Here is a 23,834-nt window from a genome sequence, read left to right on the forward strand (position 1 = left end):
CAGGCACGACCGCGCCCTGGGGAGGGACCATGCCGGTAGTCGTGAAGAAGATTCTCGCCTGGGGATTCCTCGCGTTCCTGATCTACTTCATGGCCTTCCGGCCGGACGGCGCGGCCCAGCTGTTCAAGGGGATCGGGGTGGCCCTCATGGCCATCGCACAGGGCCTCGGCGACTTCCTCACCGGCCTGATGACCTGACGCACCCCGCGCACGGCGAGGTCAGGCCGGGGGCCAGGGGGCGGCCGACCGGTGGCCGTGCCAGCCGGACGGGCCGTAGCCGGGCGGGAAGGCCGGCGGTGGCGGCGGGGCCAGCACCACCGGGATCGGCACCACCGGCTCGTCGGGAGCCTCGACCGCGCGCCGCGACCCGTCCGGGAAGCGCAGGTGGTAGCGCTGCCCGTCCCAGACCCCGACCGGCGCCTGCGGGTCCCGACCCACGAAGAACGCCCGGTACGCCCCGATAGCGTCCAGCAGCTCCCGCTCCTCCCGCGCCGTCCGGTCCCGCTCGGCCGGCTTGCGGTCCAGGCCCCGGCGCATCCCGTCGCGCAGCAGGGCCAGCCGGGTGGCGGCGAACTGGTAGCCGCGCATCGCCTTGACCCCGCCGTCCCCGGCCACCCGCCGGGCCCAGGTGCGCGCGGCGTGTCGCCGGCCCAGGCTGCCCAGTGCGGCCACCTCCGGCGGGGTGAGCCAGCCGGCCCGGACGTAGTCCGGCAGGGTGCGCTCGGTGAGCCGCCCCTCCCAGGCGCGCAGCCAGATGGCCAGCCCGACCATGCCGAAGAAGATCGGCACCATCACGCCGATGTAGCCGTAGAGGGCGATCAGCGGCTGCCCGGTGGCGGCGGCCAGCGAGGGCAGCAGGTTCCAGGTGCCGTGCAGCATCATGGCCAGCAGCAGACCGGCGATCGGGGCGAGGATCCGCACCCGCCGGTCGGCGGTCCGCGCGGCGACGCCCAGGCCCACACCGGTCATCGAGGTGAACAGCGGGTGGGCGAAGCCGAAGAGCAGGATCCGCACGATGAAGATGGCGATCACCTGGCGCGCGCCGGTCGCCGGGCCGTATTCCTCGACGCCCGTGCGGTAGCCGTAGCCGCCCAGGTAGAGGATGTTCTCCACCATGGCGAAGCCGACCGCGGAGAGCCCGCAGTAGACCAGGCCGTCGGTGATCCCGGAGAACTCCCGGCGCCGGAAGATCAGCAGCAGCAGCGGGCCGGCGGCCTTGGTCAGCTCCTCGATGAACGGGGCGACCAGCACGGCGGTCAGCGCCGAGGGCAGCCCCCAGCTGTCGAACAGCCGGGCGCCGGTCTCGTTGACCAGCAGCGAGATGGCGGTGGAGACGAACGCGCCCCAGGCGAAGCAGAAGATCAGGTACTTCAGCGGCTCCGGCTCGTAGCGGTCGAGCCAGAGGAAGCAGGAGACCAGCACCGGCACCGGCAGGATCGCCGCGATGACGCCGACCAGCAGCGCCTCCGCGCCGAGGCTCTCGCCCAGCGTGAAGACCATGAAGACCGCGCCCGCGGCGATCAGCAGCACCACACCGGCCAGCGCCAGGAACCGCCGCCAGCCGAGCCGGCGCAGCGGCATCCGGGGGGCCGGCGACCCGGGCGGGACGGCGGGCGCGGTCGGCGGCGGCGGCAGGGCTCCGCCGGGCGGGGTGACGGCCATGCGGTCAGCGTAGTCACCCGGGACCCACTGGTCCGGTCGCATCGCGGCCGCTATGCTCCCGGACAGGTCACGAGTGCCAGCGTCAAGCCCCGGCTTGCTGGCCGGCAACCCTCGTCGAGTTCGCGGTGGGGTGCCCCGGGTGATGACCGGGCCCAGCCCGAACCGCGTGCTGGGCAAGCGCGGACCCCGTCCCGGTGCCCACCCACCCGGGGTCCCCCTGGACCCGGGAGGCTCCGGCATGACCGTCACCCTCGCACCGTCGCTGCCCACCATCTCGACGCCGAGCCGGCCGGACCCGCTCGGCGTGCTCGGCGTACCCGGGGAGATCAACCTGGACCACGCGGCCAGCGCGCCGTGCGCGCGGGCCGCGGCCGACGCGGTGGCCGAGCTGCTGCCCTGGTACGCGAGCGTGCACCGCGGCGCCGGCGCGCTGTCGCGGCGCTGCACACTGGCCTACGAGCGGGCCCGGGAGACGGTCGCCGACTTTCTCGGCGCCCGCCCCGACGATCACGTGATCTTCACCCGCAACACCACCGACGCGCTGAACCTGCTGGCCCGGGCCCTGCCCGCCGGCACCACGGTGGTCACCTTCGCGGGCGAGCACCACGCGAACCTGCTCCCCTGGCCGCGCGGCTCGGTCCGGCTCCCGGTGCCGGACGGCCCGGGCGGTGCGGTCCGCTCCCTCGACGCCGCCCTGAGTGAACTGTCCCGCGACGCCCGGCCCGGGCTGCCGGTGCTGGTCGCGGTGACCGGCGCGAGCAACGTGACCGGGGAGCGCTGGCCGGTGGCCGACCTGGCCCGGGTGGCCCGCCGGCACGGCGCCCGGATCCTGGTCGACGCCGCGCAGCTCGCCCCGCACGCCCCCGTGGACCTGGCCGCGCTGGACGTCGACTACCTGGCACTCTCCGGCCACAAGCTGTACGCCCCGTTCGGCGCCGGCGTGCTGGTCGGCTGTTCCGACTGGCTGGACGCGGCACCGCCGTACCTGGCCGGCGGCGGGGCCACCAGCCACGTCGGGGCGGCCACCCACGAGGTGCGGTGGGCGACCGGCCCGGCCCGGCACGAGGCGGGCACCCCGAACCTGCTCGGCGCGGTGGCCCTGGCGGCGGTCTGCGCGGCGCTGGCCGACGCCGACCGGGACGCCCTGCACGCCCGCGAGCAGGCGCTGCTGGCCCGGCTCCGGGCGGGCATCGCCGCCCTGCCGCACGTGGTGGAGCTGCGCACCTTCGGCCCGGACGCACCCCGGGTGGGCATCGTCAGCTTCGTGGTCGCCGGCCGGGACTCCGCCGAGGTGGCCGCCCATCTGGCGACCGCGCACCGGATCGGCGTCCGGGACGGCCTGTTCTGCGCCCACCCGCTCGCCCGCCGCCTGCTGACCGAGGCGGCAACCCGCAGCGGCCGCGGTGACCTGCCCCCCACCGCTCTCCGCGCCAGCCTCGGCCTGGGCACCACCCGCGCCGACGTCGACACCCTCCTGACCGCCCTGGCGACCCTCCCCTGAGTCGAGGTCAGCCGACCGGGGGCGCCGTGGGGGGTTTGGCATCGCCGTTCTGCTCGGTGGTCTCGCCCGAACGCTGCTCGCGGTCGCCGAACGCCTCGCGGACCAGGCGGTTCGCGTCCTCCTGGTCGACGCCGGAGGCGACCAGGAGGTCGCTCGCCGTGGTCCGCACCTGGGCGATCACCACGCTGCCGGAGAAACCCACCCCCTCGGCGTACGCCCGGCCGGCCTCGCTGACGGCGCGCAGTGACCGCTCCCGGGCCTTCTCCGGCTCCTCCCCGGCGGCGAACTCGTGCCGCAGCAGGCGTACCGACTCGGCCAGGTGGGCGATCGAGTCGGGCATCGGCTCCGGCACGGGTTCCTCGTCCTCGATCATGGTGACCGAGCGGCGGATCAGCGTGCCGCTGTTCCGCATGGCCCGGTCGATCGGGTCCGCCGCCTCGGCGTAGTGGGTCAGCTCGTCCCGCCGGTGCCAGCGCGCCGGCGAGATGGTGATGGTCTCCTTGGCGCCCTCGATGGCCTCGGAGAGCGCGGCCAGCTCGTCCTTGTTCTCCCGGAGCCGGAACAGCGCCTGCTGGGCCGTGCCCCGGTCCCTGCTACGCAGCGCCTCCGCGCAGATGTCCAGCTGCCCGGCGAGCAGGTCCAGCGCCGGCCGGGCCGCCCGGTTGATCACGCGTAGCGGGTTGAGCGGCAGCAGGATCGCGGTGACCAGCAGCGCGATGCCGCCGCCGATGAAGGCGTCGACGAAGCGGGGTATCTCCAGGTTCTGCGTCGACGGGCTGAGCGTCACGATCAGCACGGCGGTGGCCGCCGCCTGGATCACGATGGCGACGCTGGCCCCGGCGAAGACGGTCAGCAGGATCGCCGCGGTGACCACCAGGCCGAGCTGCCAGGCGCCGGTGCCGAGGAAGTAGATGAGCAGGTCGCCGACGGCGACCCCGACCGCCACCCCGAGGATCAGCTCGACGGTGCGGCGGAACCGCTGGCCGACCGAGGCGGCCAGGGTGCCCACCGCCGAGATCGGCGCGAACACCGGCTGCGGATTCTTCAGCACCACATGGGAGATCAGGTAGGCCAGGCCGGCCGCGAGACCCGCCTGGACCGCCAGGCCGCCCGCCGTGCGCACCCGGTGCAGCCGGTCGTGCAGGGTGGCCCTGCTCCGGTGCCGGAGCTGCTCGACGGCCTCGGAGATCCGGGCCCCGTCGACGTCGACCAGTCCCTGGCGCAGCGCGGTACGCCGGAAGAACGGCGGTCGTCGGTCCCGGGCCACGGCCATGGCCGGGACTACCCGTCCCACCCCCGGTGAATCCTGCGCACCGGCCACGGTGGGGCAGACTGCACCGGGTGGACGAGCTGATCGAACGGTGGCGGGACGCGGCCCGGGCGGCGGGTGCGACCGACCCGGCCGGCGTCGAGCGGGCCGGGGCGCGGTTGCTGGCCGGCTGGCGGGAGCCGCACCGGCACTACCACACGGTGACGCACCTGCGGGCGGTGCTCGACGTGGTCGACGCGTACGCCGGGTCGGCCCGCCGCCCGGACCTGGTCCGGCTGGCGGCGTGGTGCCACGACGCGGTCTACGACCCGCGGGCCGGCGGTGACGCCAACGAGCGGGCCAGCGCCGAGCTGGCCGGGGACCTGCTCGCCGCCGCCGGGCTGCCGGCGGACGCGGTGACCGGGGTACGCCGGCTGGTGCTGCTCACGGCCGGCCACGCGGTCGGGCGGGACGACCCGGACGGGGCCCTGCTCTGCGATGCCGACCTGGCGGTCCTGGCCGCCCCGCCCGCCGACTACGACAGCTACGCCGCCGCGGTCCGCCGCGAGTACGCCCACGTCCCCGACCCGGACTTCCGCGCCGGCCGGGCCGCCGTGCTGACCGGCCTGCTGGCCCTGCCCGCGCTCTACCGGCTGCCCGAGCCGCACACCCGCTGGGAGCCCCGCGCCCGCGCCAACCTCACCCGGGAACTCGCGACCCTGAACTGATCCCGGCGTCCCGCGGCCCGGCCGGAGCGGGGACCGCAGGGGGCTCGGGGACCGCGCGGGGCTTGGGGCGGCGCAGGTCGGCGGCGCGGAGAAGGCGGACGATCTCGCGGGACGGGACGAGCCGGGCGCCCAGCCAGACGGCCACCGGGACGCGTTCGGCCGGCAGGTCGTAGTGGTCCCGGTCGAAGCCGCGCCGGGGCAGGCCCAGCGCCTCGGCGAAGGCGTGCAGCTCGGCGTACGAGACATCGCTCACGAGGTGCGACCAGAGCCGCCCCCGCGAGGGCACCGAGGGCGGGTCGAGGTAGAGCATGGCGACCAACGGTACGCCGGTTGGTCATCCCCGCCGGCACGACCTAGCCTTCCCGGCATGGCCGGCCATCCCCTCCTCGACGACCTGCGGACCGCTCTCGGCGACGCCGCCGTGCTGACCGACCCCGACCTGTTGGCGACCCACGCGCGGGACGAGGCCGACCTGTGCGAGGCGGGCACCCCGCTCGTGGTGGTCCGCCCGCGCGACACCGCGGGGGTGGTGGCGGTGGTCCGCGCGGCGGCCCGGCACGGCGTACCCGTGGTGCCGCAGGGGGCGCGGACCGGGCTGGCCGGCGCGGCGAACGCGGTGGACGGCGCGGTGGTGCTGAGCACCGTGGCAATGGACCGGATCCTGGAGGTCGACCCGGTCAGCCGGATCGCCGTCGTGCAGCCCGGCGTGGTCAACGCGACCCTGGCCGGGGCGGTCCGGGAGCACGGCCTCTGGTATCCGCCCGACCCCGGCTCCTGGGAGTCGTCCACCATCGGCGGCAACGTGGCCACGAACGCCGGCGGCATGTGCTGCGTGAAGTACGGCGTGACCACCGAGTACGTGCTCGGGCTGGAGGTGGTGCTCGCCTCCGGCGAGGTGCTGCGCACCGGCCGGCGCACCGCCAAGGGCGTCGCCGGCTACGACCTGACCCGGCTCTTCGTCGGCTCGGAGGGCACCCTCGGCGTGATCACCGAGGTGACCGTGGCGCTGCGCCCGGCGCCCGAGGAGTCGCTGACCCTGGTCGCGGTCTTCCCCACCACGGCCGCGGCCGGCACGGCGGTGGCCGGGATCGCCGCGCGCGGGCTCACCCCCAGCCTGCTGGAACTGCTCGACCGCACCCACCTGCGGGCCATCGAGGCGTACCGGCCGATGGGGCTGCGCACCGACGCCCAGGCGCTGCTGCTGGCGGCCGTGGACACCGGCTCCCGGGCGGCCGACGACCTGGCCCGGCTCGCCGAGGTGTGCACGGCGGCGGGGGCCGACGAGGTCTACGCCGCCACCGACGCGGCCGAGGCGGCCGCCCTGCTCCAGGCCCGGCGGCTGGCCCACCCGGCCATGGAGAAGTTCGCCGCGGACGCCTTCCCCGGCGGCAACGGCGGCCTGGTCATCGACGACGTGGCGGTGCCGCGGGGCGCGCTCGCGGCGCTGCTGGACGGGGTGGCCCGCATCGCCGAGGAGTGCGCCGTGCCGATCGGCGTGGTGGGACACGCCGGCGACGGCAACATGCACCCGAACATCGTGGTCGACCGGGCCGACCCGGCCAGCCTGGCGCGCGGGCGGCGGGCGTTCGACGAGATCATGCGGCTCGGGCTGGAGCTGGGCGGCACCTGCACCGGCGAGCACGGCGTGGGCCTGCTCAAGCGGGACTGGCTGGCCCGGGAGATCGGCCCGGTCGGCGTCCGGGTGCACCAGGCGATCAGGGCCGCGCTGGACCCGGCGGGGCTGTTCAACCCCGGCAAGGTCTGCTGAGGCTCAGCCCTTGTCCTCGGCCGGGGTGGACTGGGTGATCAGCAGCAGGACCTGGTAGGCCACCGGCGGCTTGGGCTCGCCCGGGCAGTCCTGGATGGTGACGGTCAGCCCCGGCGGGATCAGCAGCGTCGAGGTCAGCGCGTCGATGCAGCCCTGCTTGTAGTGCCGGGCCTCGTCGGTCTCCTGCGCCAGGGCCGGATCGGCGAGCATCCGCTGCAACCGCTGCGTCTGATCGGGGGTGAACGCCCCGGTCGAGTCGACACCGTCGCCCGCGCAGTCGCGGCACTGCCACCGCCCGGTCGGCTCCACCTCCAGGGTGCGCGGCGGCCCGCCCGACCCGACCTGCTGCACCAGGGAGACCCGCCGCCCCTCGGGTGTCGGCGAGGGGGCGTCCGCCTTGCCCGGTGTGGTGGCGCCCTCGGCCCGACCGAAGAGCGAGCAGCCGGACAGGGCGACCGCCAACAGGACGCCGACGGACAAAGAACGGACGCGCGACCAGGATGGGCGAACCACGCGGGGAAACCTACACTTCCGTAGGTAAGCCCGGAACCCTCCGGAACGACGTTACCGGCGGGTCACCGCGAGGGCAGTCCGACGCTGTCGCCGTCGCCGCCCCGATCCGCCGCGAACCCGCGCACGTCCGGCGCGCCCAGCCGGGCCGCGTCGGCCGCCACATCGTCCGCCATCAGCTGCGACTGCCGCTCGGCCTCCACCCGGGCCCGGTAGTTGGCCACCTCGCGGGCGCGGGTCGCCTCGTCCCAGCCGAGCACCGCACCCATCAGCTCCGCGGCGTGCTCCGCCGACTCCAGGCCGCGGTGACTGGTCTCGATGGAGATCCGGGTACGCCGGGTCAGCACGTCCTCCAGGTGCAGCGCCCCCTCGGCGCGGGCCGCATAGGTCACCTCGGCGGCCAGGTATTCCGGTGCGCCGGCCAGCGGGGAGCCGAGCAGCGGATCGGCGTTGACCAGGGCGAGCAGGTCGAGGGTGAGGGTGCCGTAGCGCTCCAGCAGGTGCTCCACCACCCCGACCGGCACCCCGTGCCGGCGGGCCAGGTCGGCCCGGTCCCGCCACATGGCCGCGTACCCGTCGGCGCCGAGCAGCGGCAGGTCGGCCGTGCGCGACGGCCGGGTCCAGCCCAGCCGGTGCACCGCCCGGTCGACCACGTCGGAGGCCATCACCCGGTACGTCGTGTACTTGCCGCCGGCCACCAGCAGCAGCCCGAGCATCGGCTCGATGACCGCGTGCTCCCGCGAGAGCTTGGAGGTGGAATCCGCCTCGCCGGCCAGCAGCGGGCGCAACCCGGCGTAGACACCCTCGATGTCGGCCGTGGTGAGCGGGCGGTCCAGCACCGCGTTGACCTGCTCCAGCAGGTAGTCGATGTCCTTCGCGGTGGCCGCCGGGTGGGACCGGTCCAGCCGCCAGTCGGTGTCGGTGGTGCCGATGATCCAGTGGCCGCCCCACGGGATGACGAACAGCACGCTGGTGGCGGTGCGCAGGATGAGGCCGGCCTCACCGGTGATCGCCGAGCGGGGCACCACCAGGTGCACGCCCTTGGAGGCCCGGACCCGGAAGCCGGGGCGCAGCCCGACGTCATTGAGCATCCGGGACATGTCGTCGCTCCACACGCCGGTCGCGGCGATCACCGTGCGGGCGCGTACCTCGAACTCGGCGTCCGGCGAGCCGGCGGGCGCCTCCAGGTCACGGACCCGGACCCCGGTGACCTCCCGGGCCTGCCGGACCAGGCCGACCGCCCGGGCGCTGGTCACCACGGTCGCGCCGAGGCTCGCCGCGGTGCGGGCCAGGGTCACCACCAGGCGGGCGTCGTCGACCTGGCCGTCGTAGTAGCGGATCGCCCCGGCCAGACGGTCGGGCCGCAGGCTCGGGAAGATCCGGTGGGCGCCCTCCCGGCTCAGGTGCCGGTGCAGCGGCATGCCGCGCCCGCCCCCGAACAGCCCGGCGAAGACGTCGTACGCGGCCACGCCGGCGCCGTAGTAGGAGCGGCGGAAGAACCGGCGGGGCAGGTCGCGCAGCCCGCCCTCGGCGGGGAGCGGAACCAGGATCGGCACCGGGCGCACCAGGTGCGGGGCGAGCCGGGTGGCGAGCAGCCCGCGCTCGGTCAGCGCCTCGTGCACCAGGTGGAACTCCAGCTGTTCCAGGTAGCGAAGGCCGCCGTGGATCAGCTTGCTGGACCGGCTGGAGGTGCCGGCGGCGTGGTCGCGCGCCTCCACCAGAGCCACCTTCAGGCCGCGGGACGCGGCGTCGAGCGCGGCGCCCGCACCGGTCACGCCACCGCCGATGACCAGCACGTCGAACCGCTCGGCGCGGAGTCGGCGCAGGTCGTCGGCGCGGCGCTCGGCGGAGAGCTGACCGGCCGCGGATCGGGACACGTTGGGGTCGCGCACGTGTCCACCGTAACCGGCGCCGCACTCCGGCGGCAGGTACCCGCCGGGCCGTACGGTGAGGGCCATGCAGGCCGGCCCACCCACCGCTCCCGTCCCTCCGTCCCATCCCCCTCGCCCGGGCGCCGGGCCGTGGCCGGTGGTCGCCGCGGTGGTGACCGGCGTCTGGGCCGTGCTGGTCACCGTGCCGGGCCAGCTCGTCGGCTGGGTGTTCGACCAGCTGGTCCTCGTCTCCGGCCTGGACCGCACGGTGGCCGTCTGGCCGGTGGTCGCGCTGGTCACCGTGCTGCTGGTGGGCGCGCCCACACTGGCGCTCGCGCTGCTCCCGCGCTCCCCCGCGATCCGGGCGACCGGCCGCGCCTGGCTGGCCGGCACGCTCGCGCTCGGGGCGCTGACCCTGCTCCGGGCGCTGCCGCCGGTGCACCACGAGGCGTACCTGGCGGCGCTGGCCGCGACCGCCGCGCTGCTCGCGCTGGTCCTCGCCTGGTTGACCCGCCGGAGGTCCACCCCGCCGGCGCCCGGCGGTGGCCCGGCGCCGTCCATCCCGCCAGCGCGTAGCGGTGGCCCGGCGCCGTCCGTCCCGCCGGCACCCGGCGGCGGCCCGGCGCCGTCCGTCCCGTCGGCGCCCGAGGGGGCGCCGGTGCCGGGCGGCACGCCGGCCGGTCCCGGTAGCGGCGCGGCCGGTCCCGGTGGACGGGGTGGGCGGTTCGGGCCGGTGACGCTGTTGGCGGTGGCCGCCGGGCTGGCGTCGCTGCTGCCGTGGGCCTGGGTGGGTGCGCTGGGCGGCGCGCTGGAGACCCTGCTCGCCGGGCTGGCCGCGGCCGCGCTCGGCGCGCTCGCCGGCGTGCTCCTCGGCCCCACGTTCTGGGCGGCCTTCGCGGTCGGCGCGCCGCCCCGGCCGGCCCGGCTCGTGCTGGTCGGCGGGCTGGTCGCCGGGGTGACCCTGGCGCTCCTGGGTGCCGGGGCCGGTCAGTCCGGCGCCCAACTGCCGGGGCTGCTCCTGCTGCCGCCGCTCGGCTTCGTGCTGGGCGCGCTGGACGCGGCGGCCCGGCACGCCGGCCGTCCGGCCGGGCGCGGGCCGGTGCGCTGGCTGGTCGGGCTCGCGCTGCTCGGGCCGCTGGCGTTCACCGACCCGGAGGAGGTCACCGTCCTGCTGGCGACCACCCGCGACGTCCCGTTCTGGGTCGCGGTCGCGGCCGGCGCGGCGTTCGCCGTCGCGGTCCTGCTCGCCGTCGGGTACGGCGTGCTGCTCGCCCGGCCCCGCGCCCGCGCGCCCCGGCGCGGCCTGGCCGGGCTCGCCGCGGCATCCCTGCTCGCCGCCCTCGTCGTGGTGTACGCCGTCCCCGGGCAACCCGGCCTGCACGGGGAACGGCTTCTGGTGGTGCTCCGCGAGCAGGCCGATCTGTCCGGCATCCCCGCGGGGGCGCCCGGCCGGGCCGGCCGGGACGCCCGGGCGGCCGAGGTCTACCGGCGGTTGGTGGCCACGGCCGAACGTAGCCAGGGCGACCTGCGCCGCGAGCTGGACCGGCTGCGCCTGCACCCGACGCCGTACTACCTGGTCAACGCCATCGAGACGGACGGTGGGCCGGCGGTCCGGGCCTGGCTCGCCGGTCGACCGGAGGTGGCGCGGGTGCTGGTCAGCCAGCGGCTGCGCCCGCTGCCCGCGGCGGCGCCGCCGACCCGGGGCGACGTGCCGGCGCCGACCGGTCCGGCCTGGAACGTCTCGCTAATCGGCGCGGACCGGGTCTGGTCGGAGCTGGGTGTGACCGGCGCCGGCGTGGTGGTGGGCAGCTCGGACTCCGGAGTGGACGGCCGGCACCCGGCCCTGGCCGCCGGCTTCCGGGGCGGCGACGACTCCTGGTACGACCCCTGGGAGCACCGCCCCACGCCGGCCGACCGGGGTGGCCACGGCACGCACACGGTGGGCAGCGCGGTGGGCCGCAACGGGATCGGGGTGGCTCCCGGCGCGAGCTGGGTCGGCTGCGTCAACCTCGACCGCAACCTGGGCAGCCCGGCGCGCTACCTGGACTGCCTGCAGTTCATGCTGGCCCCGTTCCCGCCCGGCGGGAATCCGCTCACCGACGGGCGGCCGCAACGGGCCCCGGAGGTGCTGACCAACTCGTGGGGCTGCCCGCCGGTCGAGGGCTGCGACCCGGGGGCGCTGCGCCCGGCGACCGCCGCGCTGGCCGCGGCCGGCATCCTGGTGGTGGCCGCCGCCGGCAACACCGGCCCGTACTGCGGCTCCATCGCCGACCCGCCGGCGCCGTACCCGGACGTGCTCACGGTCGGCGCGGTCGACCGGGCCCGCCGGCTCACCGAGTTCTCCAGCCGGGGGCCGGTGGCCGGGGGTGCCGCCAAGCCGGACCTGGTCGCGCCGGGAGCCGGGGTGCCGTCGGCGTACCCCGGGGGTGGTTACGCCACCCTGGACGGCACCTCGATGGCGACCCCGCAGGTGGCCGGCGTGGTGGCGCTCATGTGGTCGGCCAACCCGGCGCTGGTCGGCGACCTGGACCGCACCCGGCGCATCCTGACCGACACCGCCACGCCGGCCGTGACACCCGCGGACGCGCCCTGCGGCGGCACCCGGAACCTCGCCGGTGCGGGGCTGGTCGACGCGTACGCGGCGGTCCGCGCCGCCCGCGCCGCCGACCTCGGTTAACAACCCTGTCCATTGCCCGGCGGATGGCCTAGGGTCGGCGTCCATGGACGTGGAGATCATCGAGCTGGGCCCGGACCGCCTGCCCGAGGTCGTCGACCTCTGCCGGCGCGCCCTGGACCTGCCGGAGGACGCCGCCGAGGCGCCGGCGATCGTGGCCACCCTGGCCGACCGCGCGGCGGCCGACCGGTCGGTGCTGCGGCTCGGCGCGGTCCGCGGCGGCACGCTGGTCGGGGTGTTGGTCGGCTCGCTGTCCGCGCGGGATCCGCGGGTCGGTCACGTCGACCTGGTGGCGGTGGCGCCGGAGGAGCGCCGACAGGGGATCGGCGGGTCGCTGCTGGCCGGGGCGGAGGCCCGGCTCGCCGGGCTCGGTGCCGCCGAGCTGCTGCTGGCCGGGAACCCCCCGCACTACGCCTGGCCCGGCATCGACGTGCGCTACACCCCGGCGGTCTGCGCCGCGCTGCGGCTCGGCTACCGCCAGGACCGGACGGCCTGGAACATGACCGCCGACCTGGGCGAGGGCTCGGCGGCACTGCGCTCCACCGAGGCTGCCGAGCGGCGGCTGGCCGGGCGGGGCGTGACCGTACGCCGGGCCGAGCCGGCGGACCTGCCGGCGCTGGCGGAGTTCGCCCGCGCCACCTTCGGCGGCGCCTGGGACGGCGAGCTGGCCGGCTCGGTCGGGCGGCCGGACGCCGGCGCGCACCTGGCCGAGCGGGACGGCGAGATCCTTGGCTTCGCCGCCTACGGCTCGTCGCGGCCGAGCTGGTTCGGCCCGATGGGAACCGCGCCGGCGGCCGAGGGTTCGGGGATCGGCGGGGTGCTGCTGCGGCGCTGCCTGCGCGACCAGGCGGCGGCCGGGATCGGGGCGGCGCAGATCGGCTGGGTGGGCCCGGTGCCGTTCTACTCGGGGGCGGCGGGCGCGCGGATCGAGCGGGTGTTCTTCCTGTACCGGAAGGCACTGAACGGACAGAAGTAACTAAAGTGACATAGACGGCAATAATGCCGTTCGGCCTCCTCGGCCATCGACCGGCCCCTACGGTCGGGAATTAGAGGAGGCGGGCATGACCACGGACGACGAACGGACCGACGACCAGCCGGCGAGCTGGCGACCGGTCGGCGAGCTTCCCGGCCAACTGCCGTTCGACCGGCTCGACTTCGGCGACGCCGAACAGCTCGCGGAAATGACCGCGGCGGATGGACCCTCCGCCGAGGAACCACTGCAACCGGTGGACGAACCGATCCGGCTCACGCCGCCCTACGACCGGGCGCACAAGCGGCGCAACCAGCGCCGACTGCCGACCTGAGACAGACGGAAAGGGGGCGGACCGCTGACGCGGCCCGCCCCCTTTCGGCGTGCTGGTGAAGCTGGACTCAGAAGTCCATCTCCCCGCCACCCGGGCCAGCCGGGGCGGCCGGGGTCTTCTCCGGCTTGTCCGCCACGACGGCCTCGGTGGTGAGGAACAGCGCGGCGATCGAGGCGGCGTTCTGCAGGGCGGAACGCGTCACCTTGGCCGGGTCGATGATGCCCGCGGCCAGCAGGTCCACGTACTCGCCGGTCGCGGCGTTGAGGCCGTGACCCGGGTCGAGGTTGCGGACGCGCTCGACGACGACGCCACCCTCGAGGCCGGCGTTGACGGCGATCTGCCGCAGCGGGGCGTCCAGCGCGATCTTGACGATCTGCGCGCCGGTCGCCTCGTCGCCGGCCAGGTCCAGCTTGTCGAAGGCGGTCTTGCCGGCCTGCACCAGCGCGACGCCACCACCCGGGACGATGCCCTCCTCGACGGCGGCCTTCGCGTTGCGGACGGCGTCCTCGATGCGGTGCTTGCGCTCCTTCAGCTCGACCTCGGTGGCCGCGCCAACCTTGATCACCGCAACACCGCCGGCCAGCTTGGCCAGGCGCTCCTGCAGCTTCTCGCGGTCGTAGTCGGAGTCGCTCTTCTCGATCTCGGCCCGGATCTGGTTGACCCGGCCCTGGATCTGGTCGGCGTCGCCGGCACCGTCGACGATGGTGGTCTCGTCCTTGGTCACCACGACCTTGCGGGCGCGGCCCAGCATGTCGAGGCTGACGGCGTCGAGCTTGAGGCCGACCTCCTCGCTGATGACCTGACCACCGGTGAGGATGGCGATGTCGGCCAGCATGGCCTTGCGGCGGTCACCGAAGCCCGGCGCCTTGACGGCGACCGACTTGAAGGTGCCACGGACCTTGTTGACCACCAGGGTCGCCAGGGCCTCACCCTCGATGTCCTCGGAGATGATCAGCAGCGGCTTGCCCGACTGCATGACCTTCTCCAGGATCGGGAGCAGGTCCTTCACCGAGGAGATCTTGCTGTTGACGATCAGGAGGTACGGGTCGTCGAAGACGGCCTCCATACGCTCCGGGTCGGTCATGAAGTAGGCGGAGATGTAGCCCTTGTCGAAGCGCATGCCCTCGGTGAGCTCGAGCTCGAGGCCGAAGGTGTTGCTCTCCTCGACGGTGATGACGCCTTCCTTGCCCACCTTGTCCATCGCCTCGGCGATGATCTCACCGACGCTGGGGTCAGCGGCGGAGATGGAGGCGGTGGAGGCGATCTGCTCCTTGGTCTCCACGTCCTTGGCGAGCTTCAGCAGCTCCTCCGAGACGTTGGCCACGGCCGCCTCGATGCCCCGCTTCAGGGCCATCGGGTTGGCGCCGGCGGCCACGTTGCGCAGGCCCTCACGGACCAGGGCCTGGGCCAGGACGGTCGCCGTCGTCGTGCCGTCACCGGCCACGTCGTCGGTCTTCTTCGCGACCTCCTTGACCAGCTCGGCGCCGATCTTCTCGTAGGGGTCCTCGAGCTCGATCTCCTTGGCGATGCTCACACCATCGTTGGTGATGGTGGGGGCACCCCACTTCTTCTCGAGCACGACGTTGCGGCCCTTGGGGCCGAGGGTCACCTTCACGGCGTCGGCGAGCTGGTTCATGCCCCGCTCGAGGCCGCGGCGCGCCTCTTCGTCGAACGCGATCATCTTGGCCATACGGCGTTGTCCTCCTGGACACTCACGGGCCACCCGGGGATTCCCCGGATGGGCCGTCTGGTGTACGCACCTTGGGGACGTCGCCACCTGGCGACGACGACGTCTCCTCGGTCGGGCCGGACAGCCCGCGACGACCGGCCCGTGCCGCTCCGGCGCCATCTCGACACCGGCACGACCGTGGCCCTACCGTCCCGACCATTGGCACTCACCGTACGCGAGTGCCAATGACTTGTTTAGCACTCTCCCTAGCCGAGTGCAAGCACGCTGCCCCCGCTCAGCCGAGTTCCGCGGCCAGTCGGGCGGCCTTCACCGGGCCTTCGTGGGCCCGCTGTTCGGCGTACGTGGCGACCAGCCCGACGAGCTGCGCCAGATAGGCCGGGGTCGCCAGCACCGCGCCCACCACGGCCAGCGTCACGGCGCCCGCGGCCGTGCCCGGAGCGGCCATCGGGTCCACCCCGAAGACGAGCTGGTTGACCAGCCCGAGCGCGCCGTCCAGCACCGCGGCGGCGATCAGCACGCCGATGACCAGCGCCACCCGGCCGAGCACCATGCCGAACCGCTGGTGGAACATCCGCCAGGCCCGGCCGATCGGCTCCTGCCGCTCGAACAGGTAGATCGGGCCGAACAGGGCAAATGCGAACGCCGCGTACAGGCCGGGCAGCAGGCAGAAGCAGGCGCCGACCGTGATGAGCAACGAGGCCACGATGGTCCAGCCCCAGAGGCCGAGGGCGCGGCGCAGCCCGTAGCGGAGCGCCGCCCCGACCCCGACCGGCTCACCGGCCGCCTGGCGGGCGACCACCCAGGTGCCGGCGGCCCAGCCGGCGCTCTGCAGTGGGCCGAAGATCAGCGCGGCGAGGAGCACGGCGCCGTAGAAGGCGAACACGTGCTCGAAGTAGCCGCTCGGCAGCACCGGGGCGCCGTCCGCGCCGGTGACCGGCTGCTCGGTCGGTGCGAGGGCGAGCGAGATCACCGCGATCACGGCCGCCGGAACGGTCTGGGTGAGCAGCATGATCGGCAGGAGTTGCCGCCAGCCGCGCCGCAGCGCGCCCCCGCACCGACTGAACCAGCCGCCGACGCCCGCGTGCGGCGGGGTGACCAGCGGATCCTGCGGGTCGAGACCCGGGTGCCAGCCGTACGGCTGGCCGGGCAGCGGGTAGCCGGGGTAGGCCGCCCCGGGCAGCGGGTGGCCGGGGTAGGCCGCCCCGGGAAGCGGGTAGCCGGGGTAGGGCGCCCCGGGCTGCGGAGGGCCACCGGCCGGCCAGGCCCAGCCCTGCGGCGGCCCGGCCGGGTCCGCGTCCCAGGGTTGCCCGCCGACTCCCGGCTGGCCGGCGACGCCGCCCCACCCCTCGGGCCCTGGCTGCCCCGGAACGGCGAACCCGCCCGGGCTGGCCGGCGAGGCGGGCTGGGCGGGCGCGACGGCATCGCCGGACGGGCCGGCCTGGACGGGAGCCGCAGGGTCGGTCGACGGGCCGGCCTGGGCGGGAGCCGCAGAGTCGGTCGACGGGCCGGCCTGGGCGGGAGCCGCAGGGTCGGTCGACGGGCCGGGTTGCGCCGGCACGGCGGGGCCGGCCGGAGTGGCGGGCCGGATCAGATCAGCCGGCGTCGCGGGGCTGGCCGGATCGGTCGGGGTGGTCGAGCCGGGCGCGGTGGGGTCGACCGCATGCCCCGACGCCGGGGCCGGCGCGGCGGCCGGCGGCGTGGACCGGGTCGGGTCGACCGGGACACCGGGCGACGCCGGGGGCACCGGCTCGGTGGAACCCGACGGGGGCAGGTCGGACATGAACCCTCCTCAGCAGCGGCGGCTGGAACGGTCCATGATCTTCCACGGCGCGGGCCTGCGCCGCAGCCCCCTCGTCGGGGTGACGCGGCCGCCGATCGGGCGGCGGCCACGGAGGATCAGGCGATGACGCGAACCCGCTCGGCCTGCGGGCCCTTCTGGCCCTGGGCGATCTCGAACTCGACCCGCTGGCCGTCGTCCAACGCCTTGTAGCCGTCCATCTCGATCGCGGAGAAGTGGACGAAGACGTCCTGCCCGCCGTCGACGGCGATGAAGCCGTAGCCCTTTTCGGAGTTGAACCACTTCACGGTGCCCTGTGCCACGGTGCACTTCCTCACTCTGCGCGGCGTTCCACGACCCCGGGAACCGGCGGACCGGCACCGGTGGGCCACCGGCTCAGCGATCGGCGACGGCCGCTGAATCGTGTGACCGAAATCGCACGCTACACGAGGCGTGACGACCGCGCACGACCACAAATCGGGCATATTCCGGTCGCAGTCCGGGCCCGGCCGGGCGCGGGTGGCGGCCCTTCCGGTATGCATGCGACATGACCAGCGCGCCCACCACGACCACCACCGTCCGGCGGGTCCGCCCGGCGGACGCCGCCCGGATGCGGGCGCTCCGGCTGGAGATGCTGGCCGACTCCCCGCTGGCCTTCCTGGAGACCGTGGCCGAGGCCGCCGCCCGGCCGCACGCCGAGTACGCGGCCCGGATCGCCGCCGTCTCGCAGGGCGAGCAGAACGCCCAGTTCGTGGCCGACCCGGGCGGCCGGCTGGTCGGCCACGCCGGCGGCACGGTCGATCCGGGGGAACCGGGGCTGACCGTGATCTACGCCGTCTACGTGACGCCGGCCTGGCGGGGCAGGGGGCTGCTCGGCGCGCTGGTGGACGAGGTGGCGGCCTGGTCCAGGGCGTGCGGCCGGCCCGAGCTGATGCTGGAGGTGGTGGTCGGCAACGACCGCGCCTGCCGGGCGTACGAGAAGCTGGGCTTCGTGGACACCGGCGTGCGCGTCCCGCACCCGAGGATCCCGACGCTCCGCGAACTCCAGATGCGCCGTCCCGCCTGACGGTTCGGGTGCGCCTGTCGTCGCTCCGGCGACAACAGACGCACCCGGACGCGGCGAGCGTCAGACGTGCCGGCGGCTCTGCACGATGCGGAACCGGTTCGCCACGTACGCGCCGTCGGTCAGCGCCGAGTTCGCCGCCGGGTTCGCCCCCGAGCCGTGGAAGTCGGAGAACGCCGCGGACTGGTTGACGAACACCCCGCCGGTCAGGTTGCAGGAGAGGTGCACGCCGGCGTCGACAGCGGCCGCCTCGGCCGCGTCCAGCACCGCCTCGTCGGTCGAGTAGACGCCGGCGGTCAGGGCCCCCTTCTCGCCGACGGTCGAGCGGAGGATCTCCAGGCTGTGCGCGGTCGAGTCGGTCGCGATGGCGAACGAGATCGGGCCGAACCACTCGCGGGAGTAGGTCGCGGTGTCGGCCGCGTCGAGCTTCACCACGGTCGGCGTCCGCACCACGGCGTCCGGGAAGGACGGGTGCGCCACGGTCCGCGACTCCAGCACCGGCTCGCCGACCTTGGTGACCTCCTCCAGCCGCTCCAGCACGCCGTCGTTGACGATCGCGCCGGTCAGCTCGACGCCCCGGGCCGGGTCGGCGGTGAGCTTGGCGACCGCACCGGCGATGCCGGCGGCCACCTCCTCGAAGCTCTTGTGCCCCTGGTCGGTCTCGATGCCGTCCCGGGGGATCAGCAGGTTCTGCGAGGTGGTGCACATCTGGCCGCTGTACAGGGTCAGCGTGAAGCCCAGGTTGCGGCACAGCCCGGCGAAGTCGTCGGTGGAGTCGATCACCACCGTGTTCAGGCCGGCCTTCTCGGTGTAGACGGCGGCCTGCCGGGCGTTGGCCTCCAGCCAGTCGCCGTACTCGGTGGAGCCGGTGAAGTCGACGATCTTGACGGCCGGGTGCAGGGCCAGGGTCGAGGCGAGCTTCTCGCCGGCCGCCTCGGGGGCGAGCTGCACCAGGTTGGGGTCGAAGCCGGCCTCGGCGAGCACCTGGCGGGCGTACTTCACGGTGATGGCGAGCGGCAGCACCGCGCGCGGGTGCGGCTTGACGACCACCGGGTTGCCGGTGGCCAGCGAGGCGAACAGCCCCGGGTAGGAGTTCCAGGTCGGGAAGGTGTTGCAGCCGATCACCAGGGCCACGCCGCGAGGCACCACGTGGAAGGTCTTGCTCATCCGCAGCGGGTCACCCTTGCCGGCGGCCTTCTCCCAGCCGGCCGTGCCCGGGTGCCGGGTCATCTCGGCGTACGCGTAGGCGATCGCCTCCAGCGCCCGGTCCAGCGCGTGCGCGCCGCCGGCCTGGAAGGCCATCACGAAGGCCTGGCCGCTGGTGAACTGCACCGCGTTGGCCAGCTCGAAGATGTTCTTGTGCAGCCGGTCGAGGATCTCCAGGCAGACGCCCACCCGGGCCTGCGGGCCGGCGTCGCGCCAGGCCGGCAGCGCGGCGGTGGCGGCGGTCACGAGCTGGTCGGCCGTGGCGTGCGGGTAGCGCACGTCGAGCGCCAGGCCGAACGGGCTGACCTCGGTGGCGACCGTGCCGCCGTCGCCCGGCTGGTCGAGCGGGAAGTCGCCACCCAGGTACGCCTCGAAGGCGGCCTTGCCGTCGGCGGCGGCGGTCTCGCCGTACACCCGGGGGCTGGGCGACTCGGGATAGGCGGACCAGTACCCGCGCTCCGTGATCGCGGTCAGCGCCCGGTTGAGGGTCTCGGCGTGCCTGTCGTACAGGGGGTGCGGGGTCTCCGTCATGCCCGCCATCATGCAACAGCGAGCCACCAGATCAGTAGTGGCGTGTCACAAGTCAGATCGTCAGCTGCCAGTCGGTCGAGCCGGCCGCCGGCCGGTAGCCGAGTTGCTCGTTGATCGCGATCATGTGGGTGTTCGCCGCCGCGTTGTAGGTGTCGATCACGCGCAGCTCCGGCTCATGGGCGAGCGCGTGCTCCAGATTCTCGATCTTGGTGAGCAGGCCGAGCCGGTGGCCGCGGTGGTCCGGGTCGACGATGGTGATCTGCTGCCAGGCGTGCCAGGTGCTGCTCGCGTCGAGGCTGACCATGCTCCAGGCCACCAGCCGGCCGGACGCCTCGTGCACCGCCCCGGCGCTGTACCGGCGGACCCCGCGCGCGTCGAGCGCCCGCTCGGTGCCCCGGATCCGCTCGGCGTCGACCTTCTCCTGCTCCCATTCGAGGTCACCGAGGGGCGCGTCCAGCAGCAGCCGGCCCTCCAGGTAGGCGACGTCGGCGACGTACTCCTCGGGGGTGTGGTCCGACCAGCGGACGCCGCGATAGCCCGCGGACGCCTCCCGGGCCTCGGCCAGCAGGCCGGCCAGCCGGGGCCGGTCGAGCGCGGTGACGTCCAGCCGGCGGCGGACATCGGCGAGCGCCGGCTTCGCGCCGACGGCCGCCGCGAAGGCGGCTCCGGGCAACTCCCGGCCCTCATCCCCGGGCAGCGCGGTGACGGTCGAACCGACGAGCCGCTTGCCGCCGTGCTCGCGCAGCAGCCGCAGCCCGTGCTCGTGCAGGGCGCGCCCGACCCCGCGCCGCCGGTACGCGGGGTCCACCATCAGCTCGACGCTGGCGTTCTCGGTGTTGTCCAGCGTGTGCAGATACAGCCGGGCCCAGCCGGCGGGCACCCCGTCGAGGCGGGCCACCCACCAGTGGGTGTCGACGCCGGGCATGGGGTGCCGCAGCGGCGCCTCGAACCGCCGCCGGCACAGCGGCGGGAGGTCCGGCTCGTCAACGGCCTGGGCCGCGACCGCCGTCCGGTGGACCGCGTCGAGGGTCGCCTGGTCGGCCGGATCGAGGGGGGAGACGGAGATGCCCATGCCCCGAGCGTGGCCCCCGCACAGCGAAGGGGCCAGCGGTTTTCCGCTGGCCCCTTCGGACGTTGGTCGGGAGGGACGTCCGCACAACGCCTCCGGCGTTGGGTCGCAAGAACTTGAAAAGTCTCCGGCGGATGCCCTCCCGCACGGAGCATCTTGCGCCGTCCAATTCCTGCCGTCAAGTCCTTGTCGGCGCGTTTTCCACACTCACAGCGAAAAGCCAGTTACCCAACGGATCACCCCAATCCCCCGCCCGGGCGATCCGCCCATCCCCCGCCCGGATGAGTCCGGGGCCGGGGTCAGGACAGGAGGCCCGCGTCGCGGGCGGCGCGGAGGCTGGGCCGGATGCGGTGGGTGGGTCCGACCTCGGGGGCGACCGCGTCGAGGGTCTTGAGGCCCTCGCCGGTGTTGAAGACGACCGTCTCGGCCGCCGGGTCGAGCCGGCCGGACTCGACCAGCTTGCGCAGCACCGCCACGGTGACGCCGCCGGCCGTCTCGGCGAAGACGCCGGCGGTGCGGGCGAGCAGCCGGATGCCGGCGCGGATCTCGTCGTCGTCGGCGTACTCCATCCAGCCGCCGGTGCGGCGCACCGCCTCCAGCGCGTAGAGGCCGGCGGCAGGGTCGCCGATGTTCAACGACTTGGCGATGCCGGTCGGCTTGACCGGGACGATCGTGTCGGTGCCGGCGTGCAGCGCGGTGGCGATCGGGTTGCAGCCGGCGGACTGCGCGCCGAACACCTTCCAGCCGCCGGCCGGCGCCTCGACCAGCCCGATCTCGACCAGCTCCTGGAACGCCTTGTCGATCTTGGTGAGCAGCTCGCCGCTGGCCATCGGGATCACCACCTGGGCCGGGATCCGCCAGCCGAGCTGCTCGGCCACCTCGTAGCCGAGGGTCTTCGAGCCCTCCGCGTAGTAGGGCCGCACGTTCACGTTGACGAACGCGGTGTCCTCGAACTCGTCGGTCTCCACCAGCTCGCCGCAGAGCCGGTTCACGTCGTCGTACGAGCCGTCGATGGCGACCAGCTCGCCGCCGTAGACGGCGGTGGTCACCACCTTGCCCTGCTCCAGGTCACCGGGGATGAAGACCACCGAGGGCACCCCGGCCCGGGCCGCGTGGGCGGCCACCGAGTTGGCCAGGTTGCCGGTGGAGGCGCAGGCGTAGCGGGTGAAGCCGAGCGCGCGGGCCGCGGTCAGCGCCACGGAGACCACGCGGTCCTTGAACGAGTGGGTCGGGTTGCCGCTGTCGTCCTTGACCCAGAGCGGGCCGGTGACGCCCAGCTCGGCGGCGAGGTGCGGGGCGGCGACCAGCGGGGTCAGCCCCGGGTCGAGGGTGACCCGGGTGGCCGGGTCCTGGCCGGCGGGGAGCAGGGCGGCGTACCGCCAGAGGTTCTTCGGGCCGGCCTCGATCTGCTCGCGGGTCACGGCGGACAGGGCCGCGGTGTCGTAGTCGACCTCCAGCGGGCCGAAGCACTCGTAACAGGCGTGCTGGGCGGCCAGCGGGTAGCGCGCGGAACAGGCGCGGCAGACCAGGGCGCGGGCCGGGCTGAGGCTGGTGTCGATGCCGGAGGCGGCGGGAATCGTCGACGTCATGTCGAGGGTTTCCTCTCATCTTTCCCCGCATCGCCGGGTGCGGCGGGGACGGAATTGGCACCTGCCCGCGGTCGCTCGTCGTCGAGCGCGCGGGTGGTTGCCGGGGCGTCATCGGGCCGTATCCCTCAGCCCCTCTGGATGAGGTATGCAGTTGTGCCGCCGAGTCTATGCGGGTGCCGGGGCGCGGCGGAGCCGGGTTCCCACGGTGTGAGCCCCGGCCCCGCCGGCCCCGCGGATCAGCGCGCGACGACCGCGACCGGCTCGATCACCGCGACGCGGTCGGTCACCGCGACCGCCGCCGGGGCCGCGGGAGCCTTCCGGGTACGGGTGACGAGGTTCGCGGCCACCAGGGCGGCCACGGTCAGCCCGGCGCCGACCAGCTCCACCGCGCCCGGCCGGTAGCCGCGCAGGAGCTGGACCGCGAACGTGGTCACCGGCACCAGGTTCATGAACAGCGCGGCGTCGGCGGGCCCGAGCCGGCGCACGCCGGTGTTCCAGGCCAGGCCCGCGACGACGGCGGCGATCAGCACCGCGTACGCGAGCTGGGGCGAGACCGCGACGAGATCGGCGGCGGCCGGCGCGTGCTGGAGCCCGGTGAGGTCGGCGACCGCGCTGACGGCGAGCAGGGCGAGCGCGCCGGCGACGGAGGTCAGCGTGGTGTAGCGCAGCGGCGACCACTCGGGGAACCGGCTCGCCCCGTGGGTGTAGAACGCCCAGCCGAGCACCGCGCCGACCATGAGCAGCCCGCCCAGGCCGAACTCGCCCAGCCCGTCGAGCCGGCCGCGGGTGATCACCAGGCCGACGCCGACGAGCGCGACCAGGGAGAGGCCGAGCAGCGCGGGCCGGGGCCGTACGCCGTCCCGCGCCCAGCGGACCAGTTGGGTGACCACCGGCACGGTGGCGGCGAACAGGGCGACCTGCTGCGGGGCGGCCATCCCGAGCGCGAGGTTGGTGAGCGTGTTGAAGCCGGCGAAGCCGAGCGCGCCGAGCAGCAGCACCTCCGTCCCGCGCCGCGCGGTGCCCAGTGCGGCCACTCCTTCCCGGGCCAGGAGCAGGGCCACCAGCACGGCGGTGGCGAGCACGTACCGGGCGGTGGTCAGGTTGAGCGCGTCCACCCGGGTGAGCGCGCTGGCCAGCACGGGGAACATGACGCCCCAGCTCACCACGGCGAAGAGCGGGAAGGCGGCGGAACGGGAACGCATCGCGACTCCAATGTTCGAGTATCGTCGAACCAGCGGAGCCGACTCTAGGAGGTTGTTCGACGGTTGTCGAACATGGGTTACGCTGGTCACATGGAGCTGCACGAACCCGAGCTGCGCGAGGTGCCCGTCACCGCCGTGCTGGCCGCCCTGGCCGACGACGTCCGGCTGCAGATCGTGCGCGCCCTGGCCGAGGGCGGCGAGTACGCCTGCGGCACCTTCGAGTTCGGCGTCTCCAAGGCGACCCGCAGCCACCACCTCAAGGTGCTGCGCGAGGCCGGCATCACCCGGACCCGGGTCGCCGGCACCAGCCGCTACGTCCGGTTGCGCCGCGAGGAGCTGGAGCGCCTCTACCCGGGGCTGCTCGACGCGGTCCTCGCCGCGCCCGCCCGCGCCTGACCCCCGCGCCCCGGGCAGCGCCGGACGGCCGCGGGCTGGAATGAT

21 protein-coding genes and 2 riboswitches are annotated in these 23,834 nt (G+C 74.9%); of the genes, 9 read left to right on the forward strand and 12 right to left on the reverse strand.

What is annotated here, in order from left to right; genetic code table 11:
* The first annotated feature begins 29 nt into the window (after positions 1 to 29).
* On the forward strand, positions 30 to 197 hold the full coding sequence (locus tag ACQP12_RS30930) for a hypothetical protein (RefSeq protein WP_262282836.1): 168 nt from the start codon (positions 30 to 32) through the stop codon (positions 195 to 197).
* A gap of 21 nt (positions 198 to 218) precedes the next feature.
* Here ACQP12_RS30930 and ACQP12_RS30935 read toward each other — a convergent pair whose 3' ends face one another.
* Positions 219 to 1,703 carry a PrsW family intramembrane metalloprotease gene (locus ACQP12_RS30935; RefSeq protein WP_357941493.1) on the reverse strand — a complete coding sequence of 495 codons (1,485 nt, stop codon included), beginning with the start codon at positions 1,701 to 1,703 and terminating at the stop codon, positions 219 to 221.
* 23 nt (positions 1,704 to 1,726) lie between these two features.
* A riboswitch (SAM riboswitch) is annotated at positions 1,727 to 1,847 on the forward strand.
* A gap of 52 nt (positions 1,848 to 1,899) precedes the next feature.
* Here ACQP12_RS30935 and ACQP12_RS30940 point away from each other — a divergent pair.
* Positions 1,900 to 3,162: an aminotransferase class V-fold PLP-dependent enzyme gene (locus ACQP12_RS30940; protein ID WP_433283571.1), complete on the forward strand. Its 1,263-nt coding sequence runs from the start codon at positions 1,900 to 1,902 to the stop codon at positions 3,160 to 3,162.
* Between the two features lie 7 nt (positions 3,163 to 3,169).
* On the opposite strand, the gene ACQP12_RS30945 is transcribed toward ACQP12_RS30940, so the two are convergent.
* The gene (locus tag ACQP12_RS30945; RefSeq protein ID WP_433289528.1) at positions 3,170 to 4,429 is read right to left on the reverse strand and encodes an FUSC family protein; all 1,260 of its coding nucleotides are present in this window, start codon (positions 4,427 to 4,429) and stop codon (positions 3,170 to 3,172) included.
* 74 nt (positions 4,430 to 4,503) lie between these two features.
* Between ACQP12_RS30945 and ACQP12_RS30950 the strand changes: the two genes are divergently transcribed.
* Complete coding sequence (locus tag ACQP12_RS30950; RefSeq protein ID WP_433283572.1) at positions 4,504 to 5,139, forward strand: HD domain-containing protein; 636 nt, start codon at positions 4,504 to 4,506, stop codon at positions 5,137 to 5,139.
* Here the strand turns inward: ACQP12_RS30950 and ACQP12_RS30955 are convergent.
* Positions 5,111 to 5,449 (reverse strand): DUF4031 domain-containing protein, encoded by a 339-nt coding sequence (locus tag ACQP12_RS30955; protein ID WP_357941499.1) that lies wholly within the window; start codon positions 5,447 to 5,449, stop codon positions 5,111 to 5,113. The genes ACQP12_RS30950 and ACQP12_RS30955 overlap by 29 nt on opposite strands.
* Positions 5,450 to 5,506: 57 nt before the next feature.
* Here ACQP12_RS30955 and ACQP12_RS30960 point away from each other — a divergent pair, with 57 nt between their 5' ends.
* Positions 5,507 to 6,907 (forward strand): FAD-binding oxidoreductase, encoded by a 1,401-nt coding sequence (locus ACQP12_RS30960; protein WP_433283573.1) that lies wholly within the window; start codon positions 5,507 to 5,509, stop codon positions 6,905 to 6,907.
* 3 nt (positions 6,908 to 6,910) lie between these two features.
* Here ACQP12_RS30960 and ACQP12_RS30965 read toward each other — a convergent pair whose 3' ends face one another.
* Both ACQP12_RS30965 and ACQP12_RS30970 read right to left on the reverse strand, forming a co-directional pair.
* Positions 6,911 to 7,420 carry a hypothetical protein gene (locus ACQP12_RS30965; protein ID WP_433283574.1) on the reverse strand — a complete coding sequence of 170 codons (510 nt, stop codon included), beginning with the start codon at positions 7,418 to 7,420 and terminating at the stop codon, positions 6,911 to 6,913.
* Positions 7,421 to 7,482: 62 nt separating this feature from the next.
* On the reverse strand, positions 7,483 to 9,294 hold the full coding sequence (locus ACQP12_RS30970) for a glycerol-3-phosphate dehydrogenase/oxidase (protein WP_433289530.1): 1,812 nt from the start codon (positions 9,292 to 9,294) through the stop codon (positions 7,483 to 7,485).
* Between the two features lie 79 nt (positions 9,295 to 9,373).
* On the opposite strand from ACQP12_RS30970, the gene ACQP12_RS30975 reads away from it, so the two are divergent.
* The 3 genes from ACQP12_RS30975 (at position 9,374) to ACQP12_RS30985 (ending at position 13,266) form a co-directional block, all read left to right on the forward strand.
* Positions 9,374 to 11,965 (forward strand): S8 family serine peptidase, encoded by a 2,592-nt coding sequence (locus tag ACQP12_RS30975; RefSeq protein ID WP_433283575.1) that lies wholly within the window; start codon positions 9,374 to 9,376, stop codon positions 11,963 to 11,965.
* A gap of 43 nt (positions 11,966 to 12,008) precedes the next feature.
* Positions 12,009 to 12,938, forward strand: coding sequence for a GNAT family N-acetyltransferase (locus tag ACQP12_RS30980; RefSeq protein ID WP_433283576.1), 930 nt, complete (start codon positions 12,009 to 12,011; stop codon positions 12,936 to 12,938).
* A gap of 85 nt (positions 12,939 to 13,023) precedes the next feature.
* Positions 13,024 to 13,266: a hypothetical protein gene (locus ACQP12_RS30985; protein ID WP_433283577.1), complete on the forward strand. Its 243-nt coding sequence runs from the start codon at positions 13,024 to 13,026 to the stop codon at positions 13,264 to 13,266.
* 67 nt (positions 13,267 to 13,333) lie between these two features.
* Here the strand turns inward: ACQP12_RS30985 and groL are convergent, their stop codons facing one another.
* The 3 genes from groL to ACQP12_RS31000 form a co-directional block, all read right to left on the reverse strand.
* Complete coding sequence (gene groL / locus ACQP12_RS30990; protein ID WP_091317388.1) at positions 13,334 to 14,956, reverse strand: chaperonin GroEL; 1,623 nt, start codon at positions 14,954 to 14,956, stop codon at positions 13,334 to 13,336.
* A 274-nt stretch (positions 14,957 to 15,230) separates the two neighbouring features.
* Positions 15,231 to 16,736 (reverse strand): hypothetical protein, encoded by a 1,506-nt coding sequence (locus ACQP12_RS30995; RefSeq protein ID WP_433283578.1) that lies wholly within the window; start codon positions 16,734 to 16,736, stop codon positions 15,231 to 15,233.
* 116 nt (positions 16,737 to 16,852) lie between these two features.
* The gene (locus ACQP12_RS31000) at positions 16,853 to 17,056 is read right to left on the reverse strand and encodes a cold-shock protein (RefSeq protein ID WP_067305333.1); all 204 of its coding nucleotides are present in this window, start codon (positions 17,054 to 17,056) and stop codon (positions 16,853 to 16,855) included.
* Positions 17,057 to 17,280: 224 nt separating this feature from the next.
* Here ACQP12_RS31000 and ACQP12_RS31005 point away from each other — a divergent pair, with 224 nt between their 5' ends.
* Positions 17,281 to 17,799, forward strand: a complete 519-nt coding sequence (locus ACQP12_RS31005) for a GNAT family N-acetyltransferase (RefSeq protein ID WP_357941511.1) — start codon at positions 17,281 to 17,283, stop codon at positions 17,797 to 17,799.
* Between the two features lie 60 nt (positions 17,800 to 17,859).
* On the opposite strand, the gene paaN is transcribed toward ACQP12_RS31005, so the two are convergent.
* The 4 genes from paaN to ACQP12_RS31025 form a co-directional block, all read right to left on the reverse strand.
* Positions 17,860 to 19,533, reverse strand: coding sequence for a phenylacetic acid degradation protein PaaN (gene paaN, locus ACQP12_RS31010; protein WP_433283579.1), 1,674 nt, complete (start codon positions 19,531 to 19,533; stop codon positions 17,860 to 17,862).
* Positions 19,534 to 19,585: 52 nt separating this feature from the next.
* On the reverse strand, positions 19,586 to 20,605 hold the full coding sequence (locus ACQP12_RS31015; RefSeq protein ID WP_433283580.1) for an N-acetyltransferase family protein: 1,020 nt from the start codon (positions 20,603 to 20,605) through the stop codon (positions 19,586 to 19,588).
* Between the two features lie 296 nt (positions 20,606 to 20,901).
* Entirely contained in the window at positions 20,902 to 22,191 is a 1,290-nt protein-coding gene (gene thrC / locus ACQP12_RS31020) for a threonine synthase (RefSeq protein WP_433283581.1), read from the reverse strand.
* 12 nt (positions 22,192 to 22,203) lie between these two features.
* A riboswitch (SAM riboswitch) is annotated at positions 22,204 to 22,336 on the reverse strand.
* 91 nt (positions 22,337 to 22,427) lie between these two features.
* On the reverse strand, positions 22,428 to 23,393 hold the full coding sequence (locus ACQP12_RS31025; RefSeq protein ID WP_433283582.1) for a DMT family transporter: 966 nt from the start codon (positions 23,391 to 23,393) through the stop codon (positions 22,428 to 22,430).
* A gap of 90 nt (positions 23,394 to 23,483) precedes the next feature.
* Between ACQP12_RS31025 and ACQP12_RS31030 the strand changes: the two genes are divergently transcribed.
* Complete coding sequence (locus ACQP12_RS31030; RefSeq protein WP_357941521.1) at positions 23,484 to 23,789, forward strand: ArsR/SmtB family transcription factor; 306 nt, start codon at positions 23,484 to 23,486, stop codon at positions 23,787 to 23,789.
* Positions 23,790 to 23,834 lie beyond the last annotated feature (45 nt).

Source organism: Micromonospora sp. CA-244673 (assembly GCF_050948395.1).
GTDB lineage: Bacteria > Actinomycetota > Actinomycetes > Mycobacteriales > Micromonosporaceae > Micromonospora.

Coding starts and splice junctions, on each gene's coding strand:
- ACQP12_RS30980 (WP_433283576.1), top strand. CDS start 12,009: ATGGACGTGGAGATCATCGAGCTGGGCCCGGACCGCCTGCCCGAGGTC.
- paaN (WP_433283579.1), bottom strand. CDS start 19,533: ATGACGGAGACCCCGCACCCCCTGTACGACAGGCACGCCGAGACCCTC.
- ACQP12_RS31005 (WP_357941511.1), top strand. CDS start 17,281: ATGACCAGCGCGCCCACCACGACCACCACCGTCCGGCGGGTCCGCCCG.
- ACQP12_RS31015 (WP_433283580.1), bottom strand. CDS start 20,605: ATGGGCATCTCCGTCTCCCCCCTCGATCCGGCCGACCAGGCGACCCTC.
- ACQP12_RS30930 (WP_262282836.1), top strand. CDS start 30: ATGCCGGTAGTCGTGAAGAAGATTCTCGCCTGGGGATTCCTCGCGTTC.
- ACQP12_RS30955 (WP_357941499.1), bottom strand. CDS start 5,449: ATGCTCTACCTCGACCCGCCCTCGGTGCCCTCGCGGGGGCGGCTCTGG.
- ACQP12_RS31025 (WP_433283582.1), bottom strand. CDS start 23,393: ATGCGTTCCCGTTCCGCCGCCTTCCCGCTCTTCGCCGTGGTGAGCTGG.
- ACQP12_RS30935 (WP_357941493.1), bottom strand. CDS start 1,703: ATGCGACCGGACCAGTGGGTCCCGGGTGACTACGCTGACCGCATGGCC.
- ACQP12_RS31030 (WP_357941521.1), top strand. CDS start 23,484: ATGGAGCTGCACGAACCCGAGCTGCGCGAGGTGCCCGTCACCGCCGTG.
- ACQP12_RS30975 (WP_433283575.1), top strand. CDS start 9,374: ATGCAGGCCGGCCCACCCACCGCTCCCGTCCCTCCGTCCCATCCCCCT.
- thrC (WP_433283581.1), bottom strand. CDS start 22,191: ATGACGTCGACGATTCCCGCCGCCTCCGGCATCGACACCAGCCTCAGC.
- ACQP12_RS30960 (WP_433283573.1), top strand. CDS start 5,507: ATGGCCGGCCATCCCCTCCTCGACGACCTGCGGACCGCTCTCGGCGAC.
- ACQP12_RS30995 (WP_433283578.1), bottom strand. CDS start 16,736: ATGTCCGACCTGCCCCCGTCGGGTTCCACCGAGCCGGTGCCCCCGGCG.
- groL (WP_091317388.1), bottom strand. CDS start 14,956: ATGGCCAAGATGATCGCGTTCGACGAAGAGGCGCGCCGCGGCCTCGAG.
- ACQP12_RS30985 (WP_433283577.1), top strand. CDS start 13,024: ATGACCACGGACGACGAACGGACCGACGACCAGCCGGCGAGCTGGCGA.
- ACQP12_RS30940 (WP_433283571.1), top strand. CDS start 1,900: ATGACCGTCACCCTCGCACCGTCGCTGCCCACCATCTCGACGCCGAGC.